Here is a 22743-nt window from a genome sequence, read left to right on the forward strand (position 1 = left end):
TTTCAGGGAGTTAATGTATTATGCGACCCGCTTCGGCAGACAAACCGAAGCATCGTCGGGGCGTAGCGCAGCCTGGTAGCGCACTTGCATGGGGTGCAAGGGGTCGAGTGTTCGAATCACTCCGTCCCGACCAATAAAATCAAGGGGTTAGATCGATACGGTCTAGCCCCTTTTTATTTGTCTGGAATTTTTGCCCCACTTTTTGCCCCACCGAATTTTGTATTATTTTTCGTTGTCTTTCCTGCCGTCCTTTTGCCTGTGTTTTCTTGGCTTTGATTCCTGGTTTACTTTCGCTTTCGGCCACGCTTTCGGCCGCGCTTGCGGTTAGAGGCGGCTCCTTGCCTGCGTGGGGTAGTTCGATGGTCTTTCGTCTTTGCTTTGATTGCTTGCCCGGGCGATCGGTCCTGTTCGCATGTGGTGTTGGCCTCAAGGTTACTTCCAGTGGCTGGCGGTGGTGTTGGGGCTCCTATTGGGTTGAAAGTGGCTTGGGGTTGCCTGTCTCCTTCTACGGTCAAGTGTGAGTCGTTTAGCTCAAGTGGGGTGTCTTCTGACCTTATTTCGTATGCGTCGTCGCTGTGGGGGGCTTGTGTCACCCGTGCGATGAGTCTGGCCCGTGTGATTAGTCTATAGAGTGCGGGAGTATTATCGTTCGTGATCCAGGCAGCGTTATCGCGATCCATACCTCTTGCATTCTCTGGATGAGTTCTGCGCACGTAGCTGCTCGCACGCGGTGGACGCTGTTGGTTTGTCTGTAGTGGTATCTGCTGTTGAGGCTGGGCAGGATGCGTTGCTTCAAGGGCGGCTTCGATTTCTTGCGTTGGCGGGACTTCCTGTAGGCGTGGCTCGGTTCGTGCCTTGCGCACAAAAGCTTGCTGGATCAGCTTTTCGAGTATGGCGCTCTCGCTTGCCCCTGCGACGCTAGCTAAGCCTGCTAGTTGGTCGCCGGCCTCTTTGCTGATTGTGACTTTTCTGGCTCCTTGCTCTCTTTGTTTTTTGCGTGTCTTGGCGGCTCGAGCAGCTGCCTTCATGTCTTGAAAAAACTTCTCAAGCACAGCCGCGTGCGGTCCGCGCCTGTCTATTACTCGCTCAAAGTCCTCTCCAATGATCTCCAAGTCACGGTATCCGTGTTTGCTGTATTCGAGGTGGCGTGAGTACCGCTGGAGGCTTCTTCTCCGCTCTTTGACGTACTGAATTGCCCAGGTGAATTGATCCATATCTTCGAGATCTAGCCAGGAGAACCCTGGGGCCCGCTTCCTCGCCATGTATTCCTCCTCGTTACGTTCGCTGATGCCCATGAGTTGTTATGGGTTGCATTTAGAATCATTACGATATCATGCCGTTATGATGTCGTAATGATTACGTTAATTGTGATATAAAAATAAACAGGTGTTATTTAGGCGAATATTCTAGATACTGCATGGCATGCTTGAAGATTTCTTTGCTCTCATAGAAAAGCGTGGCTTAACATGCAACGAGCGATTCTTGTTGCTTGCTGCTGCGCTGTGCCATGCGCCTGATGACGGCTTTACCGTAGAACAGCTGTCCAAAAGGTTATCTGTCTCGCCTTACTTGGTTTCCTCTGGTCTTGTCAGGCTGGAAGGTGCGGGGCTTGTCTCGGCTCTAGGTAAAACTCATCCAGAAGATGCCAAGCCTGTGAGGATATATAGGGTTGAGTCAGAGGTCGGTGACTCAATTGGAGGGGAGTGTTGGGATGGGCAGAGCGAGTTGATCCAACTGTTGTTGTTAGGTGGACTGGCCCCAGGCGGGTTTGTCCGGCAAGATCTATCCGTTATCCGGGCGGCGGCTCATAAGTGCCCGCCGAGGCGGACGAAGTCTGAAAGTATGCTTCCTTCGATGCGCTTGGTATTAGTGATCCTCGTTGCCTTCAGCGACTCGCTTGGGAGGGTGCGCGGAGAAGAGTTTGTTTCATTGCGAACACTTTGCGCACTTTCTGTATCTCGGCTTCGGAGCCATATTCGGGATGCGTCGGCTGAGGGGGTATTGAGTGTCGTTCCAGGGGTTAGCAGTCGGTGGTTCAGGCCAGCAAAACGACATTCTGTTTTTTTTCTTGATTTGGACGCTCTGGGAGCTCCGAAACACCCAAGCAGGTTGAGCCTGTATTTCGAGGCAACCTGCGACAGGTTCAGCGCGATCTTGAGCGAGAAAGAGCTTTTGCTGGCATGCCGGTTCATCTCCGAGCTGCGGGCCTCTGAAGTTCCTGCTTTGATGCGTAGCTTGCTAGACAGTGCATCTATATTGCTTTCCTCACGCTGGAACGAGCTTGATTCCCCAGAGGCGTTTTATGCCAGTTTCGCCTGCGATCATGAGATCGCTGATATGGTAAACACGTTTCTGGTGTCCTCTGACTGTACTGACGGCATGGCGGGCTGGACTCCTGCAATGTTGGACGTACTTCATGATGAGCTAGCGCGTTTCGTTCTTGAGGTCGCGTGCATGGCCAAGCACTGGCTGAGTGTGCCTGGTCTAAGCGACCTGAAGTTTAATCGCTTGCAGATAACTCCATTCGTGTTTGAGCAGGAAGCGTATTGGGTTTGCATCCGCGCATTGGTGCCAAATCATGGTGTGGTTTCAGCGCTTTTGCTTACAGCTCCCCCGCGAGGCAGAGGCGTTTGAGTCAAGGCAGATGGACGGGCGGTTATTTAATACTGCTTCGCCACATCCTCTGAGCTAACAGAGGAGATTGCTCATGAAGATCATGCGACTTAAAGACGTAATCGACACCACGGGTCTTGCACGCTCCACCATCTATAAGTACATCGGGGAGGGGATATTCCCGAAGCCGGTGAATTTGGCACCCAATGGGCATGAAGGGCTCAACACCAGAGGTGTCGGATGGGTTGATTCCGAGGTCTTTGATTGGGTCTTGGCCAGAATTGAGGAGCGAGATGTCAGCTTGGATGGTGCGCTCAAGCCTCAACGCTTAAGCGTAGCAGGGTAGTGCCGTCATAAAAGCCACGACGGGCCAGTGTCCGTCGTGGCTTTTATGACGTCGTGTTGGGGCATTACTGGGCTGAACTGCGCCCGCTCGAATGACCGTGTGTTTCGGCGGGGCGGCGTAACACCAAGTTATCCTCAAGCGCTGCCCTAGCCTCAGGTGGTGGCGCTGCTGTACGTGTCACATCAGCTAACTTGTCAGTGAGTGTTCGTCAGGTTTTGCTCCGCCCCATCGTGACTTTTTCCTCCAGAGTGCTTGCTACGCTGGGCATCGGCTGTCGGTCGGGATCGGGATCTATTTATATACTCTATAAGCAGTATTCGCCTGATAGTGCTGGCAAGGCTATCCCATACACCTACAGAGCCATAGACAGGACATCGATACCCTACAGATCAACCAGGTATCAGAACTGCATTCAGGTAAAAAAATACTCTTCTCACCAGTGGTATGTACCTCAACAGGAGACATACCATGCACTACACATTCAACGACTACACACCCACCATTTCCCAAGCAGAAGTCAGCTTCAAGATCGATCAGCTCGTAGACGATGCTCTACGCAGAGGTGAATCGGCCTACATCCCACAATCACGTCCAGACAGGCCATACCGCAAGACGATGCTAGGGGCGGATCTGGACTACCTCAGTCAAATGCTCGCTCTGTTCGATGGTCGAGTGGATTACGACCACAGCGAGAACCTGGAACTGTTCTACGACGCTTGCCAGGACATCAGGCTGGAGTACGACGAGGATAGATACACCTGTCCTGATCCAGAGGTTGGCGGTAGCTACCTGTCAGAACCTGAGACGATGAACCTGCTGCTAGACCGTATCCGTGAGTTGAGTAAGCGTGAACGGTACAAGCGCAGGTGTGCAGACCGTCGATACCAGGCCAAGCGGCAGAGTGAGGAGGTGCGAGAGCTAGTCAACAAGGTGATGGCTCGTTACGCCAGGACGTTGGTGCTGAGGCTGAACTTCTACTACCGGGAGTCCGCCAGACTGCGACTCACCGTCGAGCAGGTGTTTGCTGACATGAACGAGCTGGTCAGGGCTCGCAGGACCAATCCCGCCTTTGACCATCTGGTGGGCTACATCTTTCGGGTAGAGCAGGGCGAGGATCGGGGGTTTCACATCCATGCAGCATTCTTCTTCAATGGGTCAGAGCGTTTTCGTCAGTTTCACGTAGCGGAGCGTATCGGTGAGCTATGGGAAGCGATTACCAAGGGTCGAGGGTACTGGCATGACAGCGGCATGGAATGGGTAAAAAGGGGCGGTAGCGATGAGGATAGAGGCACTGGCATGTTTCAGCGCAGTGATGAGAAAGGACGCTACGCAGTCATGGAGCTGATGACCTACCTGGTGAAGGACAAAGGGCAGCACCTCAGGATCAAGCCTGCTGGTGCCAGAACGTATCGGACGGGATGCATACGCTAGCTGCCAGCCCGTACCGTCCATAGTTGATCAAGCCTGGTGGTGAATGCAGGGCTCAGGAGCTGGCGTTGCATTTGCCATTCTGACTGGGTGGGAACACGTCCAGGGCGGATAGTCCCTTTGCCCCAGCGTTGATTGATCTGATCCATCGTCTGCATCAACTGGTCGGTACCTGCTGGCTGAGTTGGTGCGAAGAGGTCAGGGGTGTATTCATTGCGTTGGCACAGGTCCATGAGCATGACGGATGCCTTGGCGTAGGCTGGGCCTGCCTTGTAGATCTGATCCAGGCCGGCGATGGCTGATTTAACCAGCAGGCGGGTATCATCTGTTGGGTAGGGCAGATGGCAAGTCACGCTCAGAGATACGCGCTCCTCATTGGTGTTGAATAGGCCGGTTCGGATGCCCACGTGCAGCAAGCTGCAGAGGGACTGCTGCTGACGGAGTTTCTCTCCAGCTCGGGTGGCGTAAGTGGCTACGGCCTCCCGCAGTTCATCCAGCGCGTGGACACGATGACCGAAGGAACGGCTGCAGCAGATTTCTCGTTTGGCTGGCGCTTGAGGCTCCATTTCTAGACAGGCGACACCGAAAAGCTCGCGAGCTGTCTTCTCCACTACCACGCTGAAGCGCTTGCGCAGCAGACGGGGATCAGCTTTGGCGAGATCCCACGCTGACTTGATGCCCATATCCGCCAGATGCGCCTGCAGTCGGCGACCGATTCCCCAGACCTCACCAACAGCCATGACCTGCAGCAAGCGATCACGCCTATGCGGCTCCCGTATATCTACCACCCCACCAGTCTGTCTTTGCCAGCGTTTTGCTGCAGCATTGGCGAGTTTGGCGAGCGTCTTAGTGGGGGCGATACCTACACCGACCGGGATACCAGTCTTCTGCAGTACTTCGGCGCGGATATCGTGTCCAAGTTGGAGCAACGGTTCCGGCAGGCCGGTCAGGTCAGCAAACGCCTCATCAATGGAGTACACCTCAACTGCCGGCAGCCGCGACTCCAGCAGGCTCATGACACGCTCGCTCATGTCACCATAGAGGGCGTAGTTGCTGCTGAAGGCCAGGATGCCGTATTGCTTCAATGTATCCTTTATCTTGAAAAACGGCTCACCCATGGCAACGTAGGGCTTTGCATCGGCGCTGCGAGCGATCACGCAGCCATCGTTGTTGCTCAGCACCACAATAGGCGTTCGGGCCAGGTCAGGGCGAAATACCCGTTCACAGCTGGCATAGAAGGAGTTGCAGTCGATCAGTGCGTAGCTCTTATTCATGCCTTGTCACTGGTGCTGTACCAGCGAATGCTGTTGCGCACCACGCCCCAGATCAGCAGTTCATCGCCCTCGAGAATGTAGCGGGGGGCGTAATCGGGGTTTTCCGATAGCAGGATGACTTGATGGCGTTGGCGATGCAGGCGTTTGACGAACACTTCTCCATTCACTGCCGCAACCACAATGTCGCCATGACCTGCATTAAGGGCCCGGCTCACCACCAGCACATCGCCGTCATGAATACCCACTCCCGTCATGCTGTTGCCTGACACTCTGACCAGATAGGTGTGCGGTGCATGCACATCCAGTAGGGTGTCCAGTGACAGTTTCTGTTCCATGTGATCGAGTGCAGGGCTGGGAAAGCCAGCGGGCACCGACGCGTCGAACTGACTGATCAGGTGGGTTGATGGTGTGAGCATGGCGATGAAGGTGGCGTTTGACATTCTGAAATCTGGTAGCTGTATATAAATACAGTATTACGGCTTTGGACGTCTGCTCAAGCGCTAATTTGTTTCAGCGCGGCGGTTGGCTTCCTGCTCGCGTCTTCTGCGCTAAATAGCACTCAGAGTCGGGCGTTGAGAGGGCAGGTTTTGTTTGTGCGGGCTCACGCCGTACTGAATTTGGATGCCGAACTGCTGAATGCAGATTGGCAGCGGGATACGTGGATCGGCTTGAGGCTACATTCTCGGCCGCGGCTAGAGCAAGCGAGCAACATCCTGCGCGTGAGTGAGCCGGGGCTGGCTGCTAATTAGTCAATCAGCACGTATCTCAGCCCACTTTGTTCGCTGTGGTGGTGCTTACGTGCTCATTGACTACTCGATTTGTCTCCTACACTCAGGCGAGCGCCCAATTCCAGTGAGACCGGCAACCCCCATTTATCTTCCAGTTGAATACGCAGTCGTTCAAGATCGCTGCGATGGAGCCACTCCTCAGAGATAAGGTCGCCGCGGACCAGCAAGCTACCGCCCTGACGGTTGATCTGCAAATTACCAAAATTGATGGGCTTGTTGTTGATCAGCAGGCCATTGCGACTCAAGTCTCGCTCGAATTGCCAATGGCGGTTCATGTCGATAAAGGCCAATGTCAGAGGAATCGATACCACGAGTAACAGCGCCGTCGAAATTACCAGCCCACGCTTTGCGCGTATCAGTGGTGCATAGCCCAGTACCAGAAAGGTCAATGCGGCACTTAGGGCAATGCCGACCAGGTTCGTTATAAACAACAGCAGTGCGCCGCTAAAAACTTCCCACTGCCACCAGCCGATACCGATGCCTGCGACCGACAGTGGTGGGACCAGCGCAACGGCAATTGCCACCCCGGGCAGGCTTTTCATGACGTTTTCGCGCGCATGCGCATAGCCGCCGGCAATGCCGGACGCGATTGCCACTCCCAGATCCAGAAGGTTAGGGTGCAATCGCCCAGCCATTTCGGGAGTGATGCGATCAATGGGGATGAGAAGCGCAATTAGCGATGCTGTGCCGAGAGCGAGTAACACCCCAATCCCAATGGTCAGCAGTGAACGATCGAGCAGGGTGCGGTCGCCACGTAGTAGGCCCATCGCCAGTGAGATAATCGGTGCCATCAAAGGTGCCAGTACCATGGCCCCGATGATCACCGCTGCACTGGATAAGAACAGGCCGAAGCTAGCCACCACCACGCTAAGAATCATCAGCGCGATGTAATGTGCGCGAGCTTGGGCGTTTTCCCGCAGTAGCAAGAACAGGTCCTTGAAATCCTCCTCCAGGGCTCGGGTGAACAATGGCAGGTGGCGTTCGATCATCTGCAAGCGACTCTCATTGGTCGGCAGGTTATCGACCCTCATCGTGTCTTTGCTTTCCTGTCTGCTTGGCTGGTTAGCTTGAAGGATCTGGCCTGTATTGATGCGTACAGCTTCTGGATACAGCTCCAGTTCCACTGAGTCTGCATGCCGCTTACGGCCGTCAATGTAGTATGTGAAAGGCCGTGGCGATTCCAGTTTGAGGTATTGGCTCTTTATGTAGCTGACTGCCGCTGGCAGGCGTTTTACTCCTTTCTCGCCTTTGATGACGGCCATCAACAGGAAGGCGACATACTCGACCACCGACTTTGGCGCGATAACGATGGTCGAGATTTTGCGATCTTGCGCTGAGATACTGGTATTGATCAGCTTGGCTGCTGCGCTGTTGAATTCATTCTCGATTGAGACCAGTCCTGTGATGGCTGTCTTCAGGACGACGTCCTTGCCTGTCGTCAGGGTAATCGGGAACGGCTTGATTTCCAGCAGGTTGCGCAGGCTGCTCCAGATCAGAGCCAGCCAGTACAGCAGATGTTGCCAGTGAGAGATCCTCCGGTTCTGGTATCTCTTGCTGCGCTGGTCCAGAAATGGGGTTGCACCCAGCATCATCATGCCCAGCACGATTTCGTTATTGCAGCGCACCACATCCAACGCACTAGAACTGATGGAAAAAGCCAGCGCCAGAGCCTCATCGCGCTTCGAGGGTAGGCCGAACCAGCGGTGCAGGCGGCTTCCAGGGTTGGCCGGTATGATGCCTAACGAGAAACTCAGGCGTTTAGCCAGATTGACGTACTCGCTGATGTCCTCATCTTCAACAACGACAACAACATGCTCGGCGTTTTGCAGGCTTCGTTCCGGCTCAGTCAGAAAGCGCTCCTTGTTAAATTCGTGGAGCAAAATCCCGCGCTCTGCCGCAAAGGCGCGAATATCCGGCATCCGCGCTTCGTGGGAAGCGGGGTAAACAAGCAGAACCTGTTGATGAAGTGTCACGTGGGTAGGTCCAAATGGCTTTTTGGGGGGAGCGAGTAATTATGCGTGATGGCCAAGCGCGAGTGAATGGGGTGGCGCTGTTCCAGGCCCTGATCGCTGCAGGTATCTGCTACGGGTTTGCAGTGCTACCCGTGAGCAGATCTCTACGAGCGTGTTTTACTCGGTACATCTCCCTATCTGCCTGCTCCAGCGCTTCGGTAACGGATGTACTGTCCGGCGTAAGTGCTACAACGCCAACGCTCGCTCCGGGATAGGGGATACGCTCCCCGTCCTCCAGTGTAAAGGGGCCTTGCGTTGCCGATGTGAGCCGGTTCTGCAGGGCCTCGCATGCCGAACGGACTTCGTTGTCCACGTCGTTCTGGTTCATTGCTGGCCCCAATGCCATGACGATGAACTCGTCTCCTCCGGCACGCCCTACGATATCGCTGCTCCTGAGACTGTTTTGAAGGTTCTCCGCGACCGTTTTCAGTAGGTGATCTCCGGCGAGATGTCCGTAGGTGTCATTCACCTGCTTGAAGTCGTCCAGATCGATAACGCTCAAAAGCGCATATTTGTGTTCTCTGGCCGCCAATGCCAGCAGATGCTCCAGGTCGCTTTGGAGGGCTCGGTGATTTGGCAGGCCAGTCAATGAGTCGGTCAACGCCAAATTCGCTAGCGCGGCGTTTCTTTCTCTCAATTCATCGATCAGGCGCTCTCGTTCCAGTGCGTAGGTCAGCAGCTCGGATAGTAAGGGCAGCAATATTTCTACGTCAGGTTGAGCAGGGACTTGCCTGCTGCTGGCAGCGCATACCGTGCCGAGTAGCCTGCCTGTTTTTGAGCGGATGGGGGTGCTTAAGTAGGTCTTGATTCCCAGCGCTGCGGCAGCGTCTGAGTCACCCCAACACTCAGAGACGTCGTCGGAGTAGAGACGATTCTCTTCGATAGCCCGTTTGCACAACGTATCTTCCCAGGGCACGCTCAGCCCTTCAGGAATGACCATCGATCCCTCATTCAGCGCATATTGGACATACTGACGACCACGATCAATATCGATGATCGTGAGATAGGTGGATTCCATCCCGGTCACCTGGCTTAGCAACCTCAGCATTGGGCGGGTAAGCTGCTCCAGTCCTTGGGCGTTTGACGAGATTTTTAGTTGAAGTGTCGATGTCTGGTTCATTACAGCTCATCCTCTCGTTAGACGATAGAGCCCCACAGTCAAATTAGATTATGAGCTGATTTGACTGCCAGCAAATATGGCGTTCGGCCGTTGTACTTGGATTTCTAGCTTGGAGCGGAGGAACCTTTGGATCTTAGGCGGTTGATAGCAGTATAGTATTATTCGCCCCTAGTATCGTAGTTGCTCGTCCTAGGCTTGGGCAAACCTGATCGATACCGTCTTTGTGCATACCTTTGCCTTCTTGATCTTCAGGAAAAAGTAGTCGCTATCGCGACAGCCGTGGGCCATGCGTTTGGTGACGTTGATACGGTTGTTCACTCCTTCGGGTACGCTGGCGTTGAGTCGATAAAAGCGCGCTGCTAATTATGCCTCGGAGGTAGGCGCTTGGCGAAGGCGATCAGCGGTTTGATGCGCTTTCGATGGCCGTGCGGCAATACTTCTTCCAGCGCCGGGTCGCTTCATTCTCATCCGGCGCGTACCAGAGCCCTCTTAGCTGAGTCTTGAGCAAATACGCCGTGCCCAGAGGGGCGCCGGCCGTAAGTAACTCGTCGAGTTTGATCGCGTGCTCGTCACTCAGATTGTCGCGGTTTCGCAATAGCAGCCAACGACTGCGTTTGATCACTCGTCGCACAGCGCGATCCTCACGCAACTGATTGGCTTGATCGACCCGGACACGGTCGATCACCTCTCGACCAAACTTGGCCTCGACGTGGAAGAGATCGTAGACGACCGTATCGCTCGGGCAGCGGCGCTGGACTTCCAGGTCCCTCGCCGACCCAATGCACGTGCTGTGTGTTAGCACATATAACCTCAATGGCGCAGCGATGACCCTTGTAGAGGGCAAACTCGTCCATGATCAGACGACGTACCCTGCTCAGATCCGGCGCCCGCACCTCTCGGGCACTATGTTGGTGGTCGATCGCCTTGATCGTTTTCCAGTGCAGCTATAGGAGCTCTGCGACTTGGTTGAGAGGCAGCAGTCGAGCAGGGGCTTTGACCTGACTCGCCGCCGTTATCTTCAGTTCCCGATAATCCGCGAAGAACCGTTTTTTCTTGTTCTCAGTGAATGACTAAGTTTCTTGCTTTGACGCACTTTCATAAATAAAAAAAACACCCCAGTCTGGCCCGAAGGCCTCTGAGGTGCTTATGCTCAGTAGACCCCGCTGCACTGCAGCGTGGCTTGCACGTTGAACCTTATGAACTCCTCGCTCGGAGCGCCAGTGCGTTTTACGCGTTCCAGGTAGGACAGGTCATATTCCTGAATCACCTTGTCAAACACGCAGCTACATACCTCTTTACCTGCACCACCTTGAGCGCAGCCTGAGAGAAACTCCCCGCGCATCTTGTCTTCCGGGCTAGAACAGCCCGATGCCAGTACGCTCAGTGCCAATACCGCCAATAGTTTATTTTTCACATCCTTGCTCCTTATATGCGGGACAGGACCTGGGACATGCCTAGCATCACGCCAATACCCATGCCGATCAGCTGAGGACCCGCGATCCAAAACAGCTTGGTGAACACCAGGCTGAAGAACCCGCCGGTAGTGAACACGGCAGACGGCCGCGCAAAGCGGCAGATGGCATCACCCAGCAGCGCACCGCCCCAGCCGAGTAAGGTGCCCACCAATACCGCGAAGGCTTTGGCGAAAAAGCCAGCACGCAGCACCATGCCGGAGTTGTTGAACGTTACAGCGAAGATGGCGAAGGCAAAGGCTGCCAGCGCCCAGCCGAGCACTTTGACTGGGACTGGCAAGGTGTCGTCGATGTAATCGTCTTCGTCGTCCTGGGGATCTCGTCGGTCGAGATTGTTCTGTTCCATACAGCGGGCTCCTTTTGAGCGTTATTGGAATAGGTGCGCCTGGTCACCAGGCGGACTGGCAGGTGTTTTCCGGGTGGTTGAGCGGCTTAAGTACGTCTATGCCGGTCGTGGGCAGCGTGACGGTTTGCCCGTCCTGGCTGATCTGCAGGGTTTGGGCTGTTCGCAGGTGCTCCCAGAAGCTCGGGAAAGATTGACCGCAGATGCGGCACATGGTGTCGAACGGGTTGCCGTACTCGGTGCCATCGAGGATGACGTTGAAACCGGGATCGTTCTTCGAGCTGTAGGACTGCCCGTGGATCTTGGCGTAGGCATGGACATATTCACCGTCGCTGCCAGGGCAGGCGATGTACAGCTCGTTCCCGGATTCATCGGTGACCGTGTACTCGGTCGTGCCCATGCCGTAGCCGCTGGTCCACTCGGCTGCCGTGGCGGGAATACTGCTGAAAGCCAATACGCTGAGCAGCGCGCTGGCGCGGAGAGAGTGCTTCATGGCGTCCTTTCCTTTTCTAATTAGTGGAGTCAAAGCGTAGAAATTGGCGTCAAATCTACCTTTGGAGTTGATTTTCATCGTTTCAAGTCCTTCATGTCAATCGGTCGATGCCCAACCATTCAGGTCGGATAGGAGGGGGTATGGCCAAACCAAAAAACGCCCTGACCGCGAGCATCGGTCGGGCGATTGCGCAAAAGCGCAGTGATGCGGGGATGACGCAGGACGGTGTTGCCGGCAAGTTGGGTATCGGCATTGAGGCGGTCTCGCGGATGGAGCGGGGCATTGCTATGCCATCGGTTGCCCGCCTTTATGAGTTGGCTGCGCTATTTGGTTGTGAAGCGGTGGATCTGCTGACAGAGGGGAGCCCGCACGTCGACGATCAGGTGCGTAACCTGCGCAGCATGCTGGAGCCACTGGACACCGCAGATCGGGAGCTGGTCATGCGTCTGGTAGCGCAACTGACCGAGCGCCTGAAAACTAAATAACCGAGCATTACCCCGGCGTTGGGTCGTCGGGCTCATCCATCAGTAAAAAGCCGCAGTTCAGGCACAGGCTGTCGAAGGTGCCGAGCCAGTGCTTTGCCACGTTGTCGGCCAGTGCCTCGCCTTGAGCCGTACCTTCTGTCAGCAAGGGCGTTGGCTCTGCCAGTAATGCCACCAGCTTTCCTAGCGGCTCCCACGGTGAGTTGTTGGTCGGCGCGTCTTGCTGGCGCTCAACATGAATACGCAACAGCACATCCAGCACCCCGGCCATCACGGCCAGGGTGCGTAGGTTCTGCCGATGAACCAGTGTGGCGCTGTTGCAGATGGTGCAGGTCTTTATCATTGCTGGATCTCCTTTACGGCTGCGTTCAGATCAACCCGCGCTCGGCAAAACTCACCGCTGTCGTGCCACCAATCACCAGGTGATCGAGCAGACGTACGTCGATGGTTTGCAGGGCGGTTTGTAGGCGGGTGGTCAGTGTGCGGTCGGCCTGGCTGGGCTCAGGCACACCGCTTGGGTGGTTGTGGGCGAGAATGACGGCTGCGGCATTGGCATTGAGTACCGCTTTGACGACTTCTCGGGGATAGACGCTGGCGCTGTCGATAGTGCCGTAGAACAACCGTTCAAAGCGCAGCACTCCATGCTGGCTATCGAGCAGGATGATGCCGAACACCTCTCGCTCCTCGTGGGCCAGTTGAGACACAAGGTAGTCGCGGACCAGGTTCGGGCTAGTCAGGTAGTTACTGCGATGAAAGCGGGCTTCCAGAATCGACTGGGCCCAGCTCAGGACTTCGGTTTCGGACAGTTCAATGCCTGCTGTCGGCATCAGGGCCGATGGCGCTGGTGAGTTGGTCATGGTGATCTCCGGATATAGAAAAACCACCCGCTCAGGCGCTGGCGGGTGGATTGGCTTGTTGCAGGTTGTGAGTACGTTCGAGAATCAGGTCGTGCAGGGTCGGCTTACCGTTGCGGCTTCGACGGCTGCTGTACTGCGGCGCGGGCTTCTGAGACGTAGCTGCTGGCGCTGACTCAACGACCGATTGCTCTGGATAGAACTCCTCCAGTACCAGATGCGAGTCTTCTTCACTGTCTTCAAAGGCCCCATTGACCAGACCCATGCGTGCGGCGGCATCGAGTGCTTGTTGATCAAAGCCGGCATCGCGCCTTGATTGATCTAGCTGGTGTGCCTGAGAGAGGGCTTCTTCCAGGCTCAGGCCACTACGCAGGGTCAGATCCACGTAGTAGATCGGTGCACCGTGACTCTGCCGGGTCGACTTGCCTCGCAGACGAAGCTCCAGCGGCAGGCACGCCAGCCGATCTCCAGACAAGGCCTGCAGGTAACTCAGTCGCGCCGACAGAGTACGGATGCTGTTATAGCCAGTGGTGCGAAACACAAAACTGCCCAGCGGATCGTCATCGCCAATGGCGACGTTCAAACGACCGTAAGGCTTGCAGTTGCCACCAGGTGCCAGCGGGCAACCATCCGGCGAGGGGCAGGGCAGGCTTTGAATGCCTTCGGCGGTCGAGCGCTTGCACGACTCCCCGTTACCGACACAGAGTGGCCGGCCACTGTTGCGGTCAAACAGGCTGTATTCAGCGCGGAAGTTCAGCTCCGGATCGTTGAACAGCAAGCGCACCGGGATGCTGCGAATCTTGCCGCCTTGTTCCTTGCGCAACAGTTCATCGAGTGGATGGGGCAGCCAGCCATCGCGGGTCTGCACCTGTGAGGTGATGGTGAACTGGTCGTCTTTCTCCGGCAGGCGTTTGCCGTTCTTCTCGACCACTTTGCCGATGGAGATACGCCCGAGCACGGGCGGGGTGATTGCCAGGCCTTTGATCATGGGAATGCTCCTGTCAGAAACAAAAAGGCCGACGCCATAGCGGCAGTCGGCCTGAAGGGGTGTGATGGGAGATAAAACAAATCAACTGACCAGAAAGCGCCGGCTGCCGGGCTTGTTGATCTGGTACTGCGTCTTGAGTGCAGGGTGGTCCTTGAACAGGGCGTCGAGGTCGATGCCCGTCCCATCCTTGGACTTCTTCCAACTGATGCTGCCGCTGGCGAAGAGCGCCTTGCTGGCACTGCCCATGGCCTGCTGCAGTGACTGTTTGAGCTCGGCTTCGCGCTTGCCCAAATCACTCAGGGATAAGCGCACCTGCTTGAGCTCATCGAACGCTTCCGACAGGGCTGTATCAGCGGAAAGATCCAGCTGCTCGCCATCGTCAGCGGGGTAGAGCAGACGCAGCGCCGCTTCTGCCGAATCCGACCCATCCGCTGGTGGTGGAGTGTCGGTCTCAACGTAATGCCAGAACTGGCGTTCTAACGCGATCAACTGCTCAATCAACGCCTCGTCACGTTCGATGCGATAGACCTCCAGTTGCTGACCGCCGAGCAACACGGCTACATCCGCCGCTTGCTTACCAGTGACAGCCAACTGATGCATGACCTGCACCTCAACGTACTTCGGCACACCGTCGCGCCACAGGCGAGCTCCGTTCAGACCGGCGGTTTTGCATTCGAGGATCTGGACCTCGTTGCTGCCAACCACCTCTCGGTCGATGTTAGCCAGCATCCAGGGCACGTCCGGGTGCTGCAGTACGGCATTGACCTTGCGCACCTTGTTGCCGGTGCGGCGCTGGTACTGGGAAGCGACAACCGGCTCCAGCACCACACCCCAGAACACCGGGGTGGTGTCGTCATCCGGGTTGGGTTTGGCCAGGCCTACGTCACGGTTGGTTTTCTCCAGCCAGAGTTCCAGCTGGGATTTGTAAGGGTTGAGACCGATAGCGGCTGCTGCATCCGAACTGCCGATACCGCGTTTGCGCACGTCCAGCCAGTCGTTGCGAGAGAGGTCTTTGGTGCTAACCAGGCGCAGGACGCCACGGCCTGCTTTGTTGGTGCCAGTGGCCGGTGTGGTTTGATGCGTGTTCATAAGCAAACTCCAGACGCACAAAAGCCCGACCAGCAGACACTGATCGGGCTCAGGCGAGTAAGTAGATGAAGGGATTGAAGAGAGAAGCAGACAAATGAGGCGAGAAGCTCAGGCGATCAGCTCCAGGGCATGATCCAGGGCTTTCTGCTTCAGGGTGGCACCTTGACCAAACCAGGCTGAGTCCAGCCGGTGATCAATGCTGCGAGCACGTTTCTCGTGGTCGACGTACTCGGTCACCGCATTGAGCAAGCCCCATGCGGTGTCTTGTGCCGACGCCAACTGCGAGCCGCGCCCTTTGCCGGCGTACAGATCCTGCACTTTCTGTAGGGCGCGGTGCTGGGTGAGCTCGCGACGATCCTCTACGTCCTGCTCGGTGTCGCAGATTACCCGCAGGAAGTAGCCAAGCGCTTCACCGGTGTTCACCTTGCGCTGGGACAAATGCTTCATGCGGTACATGAAGTCATCCCACTGAGCGACCGAGATCCCGAGCTGGCGTTTGACCGCCTTGGCGTTGAACTCAGTGTTGTGCGGCACCTTGATTGACTCGGCAGCACCGTCCACGGCAATCGCCAGGGTGTTGTTGCAGACCACCCGTACTGTCGTCGGTGTGGCGACGGTCGACAGCGTGCCATCGCAGGACGTGGCCAACAGCAGGTAGCCGTTGACCAGGTCATTGCCTTTGAGCACTGAGGCTTGCCCCGTCCGGGCCAGCGCCCAGAACTTGCGACCACCTTTGAGCACCCCGGCGGTCTCCAACTCAAAGCCAGCGTACTCGGTCAGATCCCGGTAGAACTCCAGCACGTCGAACGGCTGTACCACCTTGTAGCGCTGCGAGACCACTGAAAGCGGGGCCTTGGTGTCAGAGCGGTAGAGCACCTTTTGCTCAGGGAAGGTATGGATGCTGCCTAGGTGCGCTGCCGAGTCCGACAGAAAGCGAACCGGCGACTCTTCGATGTGCCAGTTCATCCCGGCTTCATGCTGCCAGACCTCCAGCGGTTGATGACGGGACAGCTTGCTACCCAGGCCATGCCAGGGTGTGGTGCCAACGTAGGCCATGTTTTCAACTTGATGTGCCATGGATACCTCCAAAACGGCATAGACCGCCCGAGCAGCAGAGCCCAGGCGGTAAAAGACAATGAGAAAGGGGCAAAGCGAGACGGGGAAGTACAAAGAAAGCGAGAAGGGCGGGGATCAGAAGTGCGCGTTGCAGTCGAGGCAGCGGAAACGGCAGAGCAGTTGCTCATCGAGCACTTGGCCTAAGCGCAGCCCGGCGATGCAACCAGCAAATGCACCAGTGATGGCACCAAGCACTGCGCCGGCACCAATCCCAGCAGGGCCGCCAGACGCACCGACCTGCATGCCGATGCGCAGACCGGCTGCGGCACCTGAAGCAGAACTGGCTGCTGCACCACTGAACGCACCAGCCACGGTGCCTACGGTGCCACCGATACGCTTGCCGTAATGGCAGTACACCACGCGCTGCGAGCGACAGCGCGGACAGGATTTGGACATAGAGAATTCCTCACGAGGCAGGCCAGTTGAGCGGACTGGCTGGGGTAGGCTCGTGGGAGTTATGTAGGGTTGAAGAAAATTCGAATGGAAACGGGACCACGAAGGGACGCAATGCTTGTGCTCACTGCAACGGTTCTAGCTGCTAGTGCGTGCGACGCTATCTGTCGCAACTAGCCGTTAGGATGCGCGGGGCAAGTGGAGCGCGTGGGCATATCCGGTTGCCTTGATGGCCCATTGCTTTTAGTCTCGCTTCCAGAGCATGGAAGCTGGATCGATGAGGCACGTGCTTTGCCCGATCAAAATGTAATCAAGGAGTGAATATGGAACCGACGTTACAGCGGTCAGGCCTGCTGAAGGGCCGTGGTCGAGTTGTCGTGATGGCTGTGGTTCTTCTGCTTATGCTGGTTTCTTGGTTGGGGGTGATTGACCGAGCTTCAACCGCCTACATTGACAGCTCTCTGGTGCAGGCTTCAGTAGCATTTGGTATCGCCAGGTTGCTGAATGGAACTATCTCCGTACTACAGAGTGCGCAAGTCGAAGGTAGTTTGCTGTTTTTTTCCGGCTCTATCGGCATTGGTGAGGTGCTTGATCCCTTCAATGATTTGGTTGAAGACTATTCATCGTTGATGAAGCTTTCGATTGGGTCGCTGCTTATCCAAAAAGTCTTGCTCGGCATCATCTCTGATCTGTTCTTCAAGGTGTTGCTCACGATGTCCGGTTTGTTCGTTCTGCTCAGCCTTATGCGCCCGTCATTGACAGGGTTCAACCACCTGATGCGCACCTTCATTTTTCTCGTGTTTTTGCGATTTGCGTTGGTTTTGGTGGTTGCTTTGAACGGTGTGGTTGACCATTTCTTTTTGGAAGATCAGTCCCGTGAGAGTATTGCTGTTCTTGAGGGGCTTCCGGGTAAGGTCGAGGCGCTGGAGCTACAGGCGGCGGATGATTCTGAGCAGGCGTCGGTGTCTATGGATCTCCAGAAGGCACAGGCAGAGCGCGCGGCTATCTTAACTGAACGGTTGACGGAGCTCTCGGAAGCACGGGAGCAACTGCTGTCAAAACACGTTGATGCGAAAGCACATCTGACGCAGCTGGAGTCTGAAGTCGACACTGTGCAGCGTTATATCCCCATATCACGTACGCCTGAGCATGAGCAGGCCGTAGCAGAGGTAGACGCTCTAGAAGGGCAGTTGAACCTACTTGAAGATGAGCAAGAAAAAGCAAGCGACGCTTTGGAGGCTATTCAGCGAGTGCAAAACTCTGCAGCAGAGTCCGGTGTGTCTGGTGGTTTTATGAGTGGGTTTGGCAGTACCTTTGCGAGCCTGGCTAAGCCGGATACATGGAGCACACTGCTGGATACGCTCGGCGATGCGACTAACAACATCATGCAATTGATGGCGGTTTTTGTCCTGCGAACGCTGATCCTTCCTCTGCTTTTTCTCTATTGCCTCAGCATTGGATTCAAGGCGATTTGGCGTGTTGACGCGCGCGACCTGATGAGCCGCTACATTCGTGATGGCAAGGGGGTACAGCGTGCCTGACACCGCTCCTGAGTCACTGCTTAGTTCGATCCCTTTGACGTGGTGGGTGGTCGGAGTTGCACTGCTGCTCATTTTACCGTTTGCCGTGGGCATCTGGATGGGCATGCGTCAGCAGGTCGTTGTTTATCGCAACTACTTCGATGTCATGCTCGTGGGAGGTTTGTATCTCATTCCTGCTGCGATCACGGGGTTGGCTATCACGCTTGGTGGGGGCAGTGACAATGGTGACGGTCCTAACGAATTGGGCTTTGCGTTCATTGTTTTGGCGCTAGTGCTCGACCTGTTGCTGCTGATCTTTATCCTCGTGCGGACCTGGCTGGACAATCCCAACCCACTGAAGATGCTGCTTGCTCTGTACGTAAAAATTCCTTTGGGTGTGCTGTTCTTCACACAATTCAGGAATATTTTCGGGGGCCAGCAGCCGCGGAGCAGACGCAACTCGATGTTCTGGACATTGATGATGGCGCCGCTCATTCATGGGCTTGTGCGGGACAAAAAGGGTAAGTTGCCGGGGCTGCCGAGTAGGCCCCGTTAAGACTGCGTACTGAGTTGTGAATGTATTCAGCGGCGGCGGGGCGATTGGTACTCTGTTGTGAGTCAGGGCCTATTTAGGGGGGGCAGGATTAGAACATCCTTTTAAGTGGCCCCAGGGACTGGTTCTTCACGCCTTCACTACTGGATAACATGCATCGCCCCACAAGGTATTCGGGTTATCCAGCATGATCTCGATCACCAGCGGCACCAGTTGGCCGAGTATCGCAACGCAGTCGCGCAGCTGTTCGCGGTTGACCTTCCCGTTCCAGGTGGCACCGCCGTGGATCAACTGGTTGCGTAGCGTGTAGAGCCGACTGAACACCACAGCCAGGACTGTGGCAGTGTCGCGGGAGCCGAGGGCGGTTTTGGCGCGTTGCTTGCCTGCGATGAAGCGCTGTTGCCATTCTTCGTGGCTGAGTTTGCCGTTCTGGTAATCCCAGAAGCTTTGAAACACAAACGGGTTGTCGAGCAGCACCCGGATGTTGCCGGGGAATGCTTGCCATACCAGCTTCTCCAGCGTGTTCTGCTGGTCCAGTTCGCACAGTTTGTTGAGGAATGCCTTGAAGGTTTCTTGTTCGCTCAGGCGCAGGCGCTCATCGATTTCTGTGGCGTAGGCAGCGTTGAAAGCGATCCACAGGAAAATGAATTGGCCGTCGAGATCCTCGGCCTGTTCGGCGCGGTTGAGCCAGCTGAGTGAGCGGTGAGTGCGCAGGGCAAGGTTCTCGTTGTGGGTGTGGCGTTCGGCGCGTTGGCGCTGCTTCAGGCGTTCGTAATTCATGACGTTACCTCCTGCTGTAGAGGCTGGTAACCGTTTTTTCTGGCCTGGGACAAGATCTTCTCCGCCTGTTCCGCCTGATGATCTCGCCACTCAGCCGGTTGCACTACGTGAAAGCCGGCACCGAAGCCGTGAATCCACCAGAGGGTTTGCTGGTCGTTCGGTACTGTTGCGCGTAACTCAATCCAGCCATCTGCGTCGGGCTCAGATAGCGATTGATCAACGCTCACAGGTGTTTCCCTCAGCTTCCAGGCAACGTGGTTGTTCAGCTGGGCAACAAGCACTACCGGGTCTGTTGTGACTGGCAAGCCAAAGCTGCCTTCGGTGATGTAATCCTGTACGTTGAAGTCCGGTTGGGGCCGGTACGCTTTGCTGCTGTGTTCTACCGCCTGAAAGCGATGCAGCGCCAACTGACGGATGTCATCGTGCTGGTTGATCGTGGCAAGGACATAGCTGATTTGTCCGCGTGTCACCAGTCCTTGCGGGTGGACTGTGAAGTGCTGGAGATCCTGCTTGTAGCGGCTGAGGTAGTCGACCTCAATGGCTTGCTGATTGAGCAATGCATCCGACACAGCGTCCCAAATGCCAGCTTTCACTTCTGGTGCAATCAGCGACTTGCCTTCAGGAATGCTGGAAACGCGCTTGCTCCAATGGGAGAGACCATTTGCATGCAGATTCTCAAGGTGCTGGCGTGCGCGCTCAAAGCGGTAGCTAATGTGACTGAGTGCGGAGGGCGGCAGCTTGTCTGCTAATCCTTGCTCTGCCATGACCAGCACCAGAGCCTCGACCGTATCCATCGCTGGCAGGTCACTGGCGTAGCTGGCAACGTAAGACCAGCGATAGGGCTTTTCGGATTTGTCGCAGGTAAGCGGAAACCAGGTCGAGAGCCGTTCCAAGTCGCGCTGCAAGGAGCGTGGCGTCAGGGTGAACCCTTCTTCGCTGAGCTTTTCGTGCAGGGTAGTGGTCGCGCGCTTGGCGGGGTGCCGGGGGATCATGCGCAGCAGGGCGAGGTGGCGCATCAACGTATCGTGCTGGCTCATGGCAAGTCCTTGTGTCTAGTGGCAGCGACATGAATCGTCGCATGTCGAATCTAGGATGTCACTCAGCAATGACTACGGAGTGACTGAATGAACGCAACCCTGACCAGCCATCGCACGTTTTCTACCGCACAACGCCAGGAACTGCTACTGCGCTATTTGCAGCGCGATGTATGCGGCCATCCGCGTATTGCTCTTGAAGGCGGTGACGAAGGCGAAGTCAGCGTGACACAAGCTTCTGTGTGTGGGCGTGAACGGCGATGGTCGATGCCTGCGCCAATGTCGCCTCAGGCAGAGCGCGTGCTCGGCTGCCTGCTGGCAGGTGCCGCTGGTGACGCGCTAGGAGCGCGTGTCGAGTTCCTGTCCTGGGACGAGATTCGTCGCGGTTTCGGCAACTGGGGCATTCGCTCGCTGGCGCCGATCTATGGTCGACGCGGTGCGGTAACTGACGATACTCAGATGATGCTGTTCACCGCTGAGGGGCTGCTGCGGGCTTTCGTACGTCAGCGTGAAACCGGTAGCTGCCACGTGCCCGCGGTTGTGCACCATGCGCTGCAGCGTTGGCTGCTCACCCAAGGAGTCAAACCTGCATTGAGCCCGTGCCGTGATGGCTGGCTGATCGAACAGCCGGAATTGTGGTCCCGGCGTGCACCGGGTAATACCTGTCTGTCTGCACTGATGGAAAGCCGGGTGTTCGGTGAGCCCGTGGTTAATGACAGCAAGGGCTGCGGCGGTGTTATGCGCGTGGCGCCCTGTGCTTTTTTCCCCAATCCTTTCGAGATTGCCAGTGAGACTGCGCGGCTGACCCATGGGCATCCGACAGGTTATCTGGCTGCGGGTCTGTTTGCCGATATCCTGAATCGGCTCTGGCGCCAGTCGCTGCCATTGGCCGAGGTGGTGGTGATTGCCCTGCAGGCCCACGGCGGCAAAGCAGGAATGCAGGAAACCCGCAGGCTTCTTGAATACGTGCTGCGCTTGCACCAGCAGGGCGTGCGGCCCAACCCGGAACGTATCGCCGAACTGGGCGGAGGTTGGGTTGCAGACGAAGCACTCGCCATCGGTCTCTGGTGCGCGCTGGCGGCGGAAAGCCTGGAGGACGGCATCATCATGGCCGTAAACCACAGTGGTGACAGTGACAGCACTGGCATGATTGCCGGTAATCTGCTCGGTTTGATCTATGGCCCGCAAGCCATTCCGGAACGCTGGCTGGAAGAGTTGGAGTTGCGTGATGTGATTACGCAGGTGGCTCTGGACCTGGTCGACATTCCGGCGACGTATGAGACAGGTGGCGAGGCGGAGCTGCGTCGGCGTTATCCGGGCTGGTGATCACTGTTAATGGGGGACGGACTAGAGCGACTTAAGCCAAACGCCAATCTGAAGGGAGTGAATCAATGCGTGACATCTTTGAGCTGGAGAAGCATACCGAGATCGACCGGAATCAATCCTACATCCGGTCTTACCCGCACCTGGTTGCGTGGCTGGGTGGGCGAGAACGTCTGAATGGTGGAGATGTTACCTGCGCAGCACACATGGTTTATGGCTGGATGCCAACGGTCCTGGAGTTACACGTTAGCGATGGGTTTGGTATCGATGATGCGGCGGTGCTGCTCAACATGGCTCGACGTGAGGGCAAGTTGGCTGACCCGGCAGTCGCACAGTTAGCCGGACTGGTCAATCACTCGGTTGTCGGTGCATCAAAACTGCTGCACTTCCTGAGTCCTGAGGCATTTGCCATCTGGGACTCACGGATTTATCGGTTCATCTACCAGAAAGCGCCGCATCAGTATCGAGTGAATAGCGTGAGTGAGTATCAAGGCTACCTTGAGTTGCTCAGAGACCTGCAGCGGGATGCTCGCTTCCCGTCTTTCCACGCTTCGGTTAACGAGAAAATGGGCTATCCCGTCTCTGCGCTCAGGGCGCTTGAGGTCGTGATGTTTCTTAATGGGGCAGTAAGCGAGATTTCTTCATAGCAGATCGCCCCTGCCAATCTGAAGCAGCAAATTGGTTAGATTAGCCATGCAACTGGTTACAGGAGGGAACGCAGG

At 56.2% G+C, this 22743-nt stretch carries 25 protein-coding genes and 1 tRNA gene; 9 read left to right on the top strand and 17 right to left on the bottom strand.

The window, feature by feature from the left end:
- The first annotated feature begins 56 nt into the window (after window positions 1–56).
- The 4 genes from ACZ5WQ_RS04130 (at window position 57) to ACZ5WQ_RS04145 (ending at window position 4390) form a co-directional block, all read left to right on the top strand.
- Window positions 57–133: transfer RNA gene (locus tag ACZ5WQ_RS04130), tRNA-Pro, on the top strand.
- A 1289-nt stretch (window positions 134–1422) separates the two neighbouring features.
- A complete protein-coding gene (locus tag ACZ5WQ_RS04135; protein WP_464383185.1) occupies window positions 1423–2634 on the top strand; it encodes a hypothetical protein in 1212 nt (403 codons plus the stop codon).
- 73 nt (window positions 2635–2707) lie between these two features.
- Window positions 2708–2959 (top strand): AlpA family phage regulatory protein, encoded by a 252-nt coding sequence (locus ACZ5WQ_RS04140; RefSeq protein WP_464383186.1) that lies wholly within the window; start codon window positions 2708–2710, stop codon window positions 2957–2959.
- A gap of 468 nt (window positions 2960–3427) precedes the next feature.
- Complete coding sequence (locus tag ACZ5WQ_RS04145; RefSeq protein ID WP_464383187.1) at window positions 3428–4390, top strand: YagK/YfjJ domain-containing protein; 963 nt, start codon at window positions 3428–3430, stop codon at window positions 4388–4390.
- Here ACZ5WQ_RS04145 and umuC read toward each other — a convergent pair.
- From umuC to ACZ5WQ_RS04190, 9 genes are all read right to left on the bottom strand, one after another.
- Window positions 4387–5661, bottom strand: coding sequence for a translesion error-prone DNA polymerase V subunit UmuC (umuC, locus tag ACZ5WQ_RS04150; RefSeq protein ID WP_464383188.1), 1275 nt, complete (start codon window positions 5659–5661; stop codon window positions 4387–4389). The two genes, ACZ5WQ_RS04145 and umuC, sit on opposite strands and share 4 nt — an antisense overlap.
- Entirely contained in the window at window positions 5658–6101 is a 444-nt protein-coding gene (locus ACZ5WQ_RS04155) for a LexA family protein (RefSeq protein WP_464383189.1), read from the bottom strand. The genes umuC and ACZ5WQ_RS04155 overlap by 4 nt, the downstream gene beginning before the upstream one ends.
- A gap of 362 nt (window positions 6102–6463) precedes the next feature.
- Window positions 6464–8368 (bottom strand): DUF389 domain-containing protein, encoded by a 1905-nt coding sequence (locus ACZ5WQ_RS04160; RefSeq protein WP_335599948.1) that lies wholly within the window; start codon window positions 8366–8368, stop codon window positions 6464–6466.
- A 163-nt stretch (window positions 8369–8531) separates the two neighbouring features.
- Window positions 8532–9581 (bottom strand): sensor domain-containing diguanylate cyclase, encoded by a 1050-nt coding sequence (locus ACZ5WQ_RS04165; RefSeq protein ID WP_285677208.1) that lies wholly within the window; start codon window positions 9579–9581, stop codon window positions 8532–8534.
- 189 nt (window positions 9582–9770) lie between these two features.
- Window positions 9771–9899 (bottom strand): hypothetical protein, encoded by a 129-nt coding sequence (locus ACZ5WQ_RS04170; protein ID WP_285677207.1) that lies wholly within the window; start codon window positions 9897–9899, stop codon window positions 9771–9773.
- 79 nt (window positions 9900–9978) lie between these two features.
- On the bottom strand, window positions 9979–10383 hold the full coding sequence (locus ACZ5WQ_RS04175; protein WP_464383190.1) for an ISL3 family transposase: 405 nt from the start codon (window positions 10381–10383) through the stop codon (window positions 9979–9981).
- Window positions 10384–10731: 348 nt separating this feature from the next.
- Complete coding sequence (locus ACZ5WQ_RS04180; protein WP_285677205.1) at window positions 10732–10995, bottom strand: hypothetical protein; 264 nt, start codon at window positions 10993–10995, stop codon at window positions 10732–10734.
- A gap of 11 nt (window positions 10996–11006) precedes the next feature.
- Window positions 11007–11399 carry a hypothetical protein gene (locus ACZ5WQ_RS04185; protein WP_285677204.1) on the bottom strand — a complete coding sequence of 131 codons (393 nt, stop codon included), beginning with the start codon at window positions 11397–11399 and terminating at the stop codon, window positions 11007–11009.
- 43 nt (window positions 11400–11442) lie between these two features.
- Entirely contained in the window at window positions 11443–11889 is a 447-nt protein-coding gene (locus ACZ5WQ_RS04190; protein WP_285677203.1) for a hypothetical protein, read from the bottom strand.
- A gap of 140 nt (window positions 11890–12029) precedes the next feature.
- Here ACZ5WQ_RS04190 and ACZ5WQ_RS04195 point away from each other — a divergent pair, with 140 nt between their 5' ends.
- Window positions 12030–12374 carry a helix-turn-helix domain-containing protein gene (locus tag ACZ5WQ_RS04195; protein ID WP_335601000.1) on the top strand — a complete coding sequence of 115 codons (345 nt, stop codon included), beginning with the start codon at window positions 12030–12032 and terminating at the stop codon, window positions 12372–12374.
- Window positions 12375–12381: 7 nt separating this feature from the next.
- On the opposite strand, the gene ACZ5WQ_RS04200 is transcribed toward ACZ5WQ_RS04195, so the two are convergent.
- The 6 genes from ACZ5WQ_RS04200 to ACZ5WQ_RS04225 form a co-directional block, all read right to left on the bottom strand.
- Entirely contained in the window at window positions 12382–12714 is a 333-nt protein-coding gene (locus ACZ5WQ_RS04200; RefSeq protein ID WP_464383191.1) for a hypothetical protein, read from the bottom strand.
- Between the two features lie 25 nt (window positions 12715–12739).
- Window positions 12740–13228, bottom strand: coding sequence for a RadC family protein (gene radC, locus ACZ5WQ_RS04205; protein ID WP_464383192.1), 489 nt, complete (start codon window positions 13226–13228; stop codon window positions 12740–12742).
- Window positions 13229–13259: 31 nt separating this feature from the next.
- The gene (locus ACZ5WQ_RS04210) at window positions 13260–14213 is read right to left on the bottom strand and encodes a recombination directionality factor (protein WP_464383193.1); all 954 of its coding nucleotides are present in this window, start codon (window positions 14211–14213) and stop codon (window positions 13260–13262) included.
- A gap of 81 nt (window positions 14214–14294) precedes the next feature.
- Window positions 14295–15302, bottom strand: a complete 1008-nt coding sequence (locus ACZ5WQ_RS04215) for a YqaJ viral recombinase family nuclease (RefSeq protein ID WP_464383194.1) — start codon at window positions 15300–15302, stop codon at window positions 14295–14297.
- Between the two features lie 108 nt (window positions 15303–15410).
- Complete coding sequence (locus ACZ5WQ_RS04220; protein ID WP_464383195.1) at window positions 15411–16379, bottom strand: DUF932 domain-containing protein; 969 nt, start codon at window positions 16377–16379, stop codon at window positions 15411–15413.
- A gap of 114 nt (window positions 16380–16493) precedes the next feature.
- Complete coding sequence (locus ACZ5WQ_RS04225; RefSeq protein WP_335600994.1) at window positions 16494–16814, bottom strand: hypothetical protein; 321 nt, start codon at window positions 16812–16814, stop codon at window positions 16494–16496.
- Between the two features lie 320 nt (window positions 16815–17134).
- On the opposite strand from ACZ5WQ_RS04225, the gene ACZ5WQ_RS04230 reads away from it, so the two are divergent.
- Together ACZ5WQ_RS04230 and ACZ5WQ_RS04235 are read left to right on the top strand one after the other, a co-directional pair.
- Window positions 17135–18352 (top strand): hypothetical protein, encoded by a 1218-nt coding sequence (locus ACZ5WQ_RS04230; RefSeq protein ID WP_464383196.1) that lies wholly within the window; start codon window positions 17135–17137, stop codon window positions 18350–18352.
- Window positions 18345–18887 carry a hypothetical protein gene (locus ACZ5WQ_RS04235; protein WP_464383197.1) on the top strand — a complete coding sequence of 181 codons (543 nt, stop codon included), beginning with the start codon at window positions 18345–18347 and terminating at the stop codon, window positions 18885–18887. The genes ACZ5WQ_RS04230 and ACZ5WQ_RS04235 overlap by 8 nt, the downstream gene beginning before the upstream one ends.
- A 126-nt stretch (window positions 18888–19013) precedes the next feature.
- Here the strand turns inward: ACZ5WQ_RS04235 and ACZ5WQ_RS04240 are convergent, their stop codons facing one another.
- A complete protein-coding gene (locus tag ACZ5WQ_RS04240; RefSeq protein WP_464383198.1) occupies window positions 19014–19664 on the bottom strand; it encodes a hypothetical protein in 651 nt (216 codons plus the stop codon).
- Window positions 19661–20701, bottom strand: coding sequence for a helix-turn-helix transcriptional regulator (locus tag ACZ5WQ_RS04245; RefSeq protein WP_464383199.1), 1041 nt, complete (start codon window positions 20699–20701; stop codon window positions 19661–19663). Before ACZ5WQ_RS04245 ends, ACZ5WQ_RS04240 begins: the two co-directional genes overlap by 4 nt.
- A gap of 87 nt (window positions 20702–20788) precedes the next feature.
- Here ACZ5WQ_RS04245 and ACZ5WQ_RS04250 point away from each other — a divergent pair, with 87 nt between their 5' ends.
- Together ACZ5WQ_RS04250 and ACZ5WQ_RS04255 are read left to right on the top strand one after the other, a co-directional pair.
- Window positions 20789–22024 carry an ADP-ribosylglycohydrolase family protein gene (locus ACZ5WQ_RS04250; protein WP_464383200.1) on the top strand — a complete coding sequence of 412 codons (1236 nt, stop codon included), beginning with the start codon at window positions 20789–20791 and terminating at the stop codon, window positions 22022–22024.
- Window positions 22025–22089: 65 nt separating this feature from the next.
- The gene (locus ACZ5WQ_RS04255; protein WP_464383201.1) at window positions 22090–22668 is read left to right on the top strand and encodes a hypothetical protein; all 579 of its coding nucleotides are present in this window, start codon (window positions 22090–22092) and stop codon (window positions 22666–22668) included.
- Window positions 22669–22743: the final 75 nt, after the last annotated feature.

This window comes from Halopseudomonas sp. T1L2 (assembly GCF_055397385.1).

What these genes read in the sequence shown, in the direction of transcription:
- ACZ5WQ_RS04135 (WP_464383185.1), top strand. Translation starts at nt 1,423, where the DNA reads ATGCTTGAAGATTTCTTTGCTCTCATAGAAAAGCGTGGCTTAACATGC.
- ACZ5WQ_RS04140 (WP_464383186.1), top strand. Translation starts at nt 2,708, where the DNA reads ATGAAGATCATGCGACTTAAAGACGTAATCGACACCACGGGTCTTGCA.
- ACZ5WQ_RS04145 (WP_464383187.1), top strand. Translation starts at nt 3,428, where the DNA reads ATGCACTACACATTCAACGACTACACACCCACCATTTCCCAAGCAGAA.
- umuC (WP_464383188.1), bottom strand. Translation starts at nt 5,661, where the DNA reads ATGAATAAGAGCTACGCACTGATCGACTGCAACTCCTTCTATGCCAGC.
- ACZ5WQ_RS04155 (WP_464383189.1), bottom strand. Translation starts at nt 6,101, where the DNA reads ATGTCAAACGCCACCTTCATCGCCATGCTCACACCATCAACCCACCTG.
- ACZ5WQ_RS04160 (WP_335599948.1), bottom strand. Translation starts at nt 8,368, where the DNA reads ATGCCGGATATTCGCGCCTTTGCGGCAGAGCGCGGGATTTTGCTCCAC.
- ACZ5WQ_RS04165 (WP_285677208.1), bottom strand. Translation starts at nt 9,581, where the DNA reads ATGAACCAGACATCGACACTTCAACTAAAAATCTCGTCAAACGCCCAA.
- ACZ5WQ_RS04185 (WP_285677204.1), bottom strand. Translation starts at nt 11,399, where the DNA reads ATGGAACAGAACAATCTCGACCGACGAGATCCCCAGGACGACGAAGAC.
- ACZ5WQ_RS04190 (WP_285677203.1), bottom strand. Translation starts at nt 11,889, where the DNA reads ATGAAGCACTCTCTCCGCGCCAGCGCGCTGCTCAGCGTATTGGCTTTC.
- ACZ5WQ_RS04195 (WP_335601000.1), top strand. Translation starts at nt 12,030, where the DNA reads ATGGCCAAACCAAAAAACGCCCTGACCGCGAGCATCGGTCGGGCGATT.
- ACZ5WQ_RS04200 (WP_464383191.1), bottom strand. Translation starts at nt 12,714, where the DNA reads ATGATAAAGACCTGCACCATCTGCAACAGCGCCACACTGGTTCATCGG.
- radC (WP_464383192.1), bottom strand. Translation starts at nt 13,228, where the DNA reads ATGACCAACTCACCAGCGCCATCGGCCCTGATGCCGACAGCAGGCATT.
- ACZ5WQ_RS04210 (WP_464383193.1), bottom strand. Translation starts at nt 14,213, where the DNA reads ATGATCAAAGGCCTGGCAATCACCCCGCCCGTGCTCGGGCGTATCTCC.
- ACZ5WQ_RS04215 (WP_464383194.1), bottom strand. Translation starts at nt 15,302, where the DNA reads ATGAACACGCATCAAACCACACCGGCCACTGGCACCAACAAAGCAGGC.
- ACZ5WQ_RS04220 (WP_464383195.1), bottom strand. Translation starts at nt 16,379, where the DNA reads ATGGCACATCAAGTTGAAAACATGGCCTACGTTGGCACCACACCCTGG.
- ACZ5WQ_RS04225 (WP_335600994.1), bottom strand. Translation starts at nt 16,814, where the DNA reads ATGTCCAAATCCTGTCCGCGCTGTCGCTCGCAGCGCGTGGTGTACTGC.
- ACZ5WQ_RS04230 (WP_464383196.1), top strand. Translation starts at nt 17,135, where the DNA reads ATGGAACCGACGTTACAGCGGTCAGGCCTGCTGAAGGGCCGTGGTCGA.
- ACZ5WQ_RS04240 (WP_464383198.1), bottom strand. Translation starts at nt 19,664, where the DNA reads ATGAATTACGAACGCCTGAAGCAGCGCCAACGCGCCGAACGCCACACC.
- ACZ5WQ_RS04245 (WP_464383199.1), bottom strand. Translation starts at nt 20,701, where the DNA reads ATGAGCCAGCACGATACGTTGATGCGCCACCTCGCCCTGCTGCGCATG.
- ACZ5WQ_RS04250 (WP_464383200.1), top strand. Translation starts at nt 20,789, where the DNA reads ATGAACGCAACCCTGACCAGCCATCGCACGTTTTCTACCGCACAACGC.
- ACZ5WQ_RS04255 (WP_464383201.1), top strand. Translation starts at nt 22,090, where the DNA reads ATGCGTGACATCTTTGAGCTGGAGAAGCATACCGAGATCGACCGGAAT.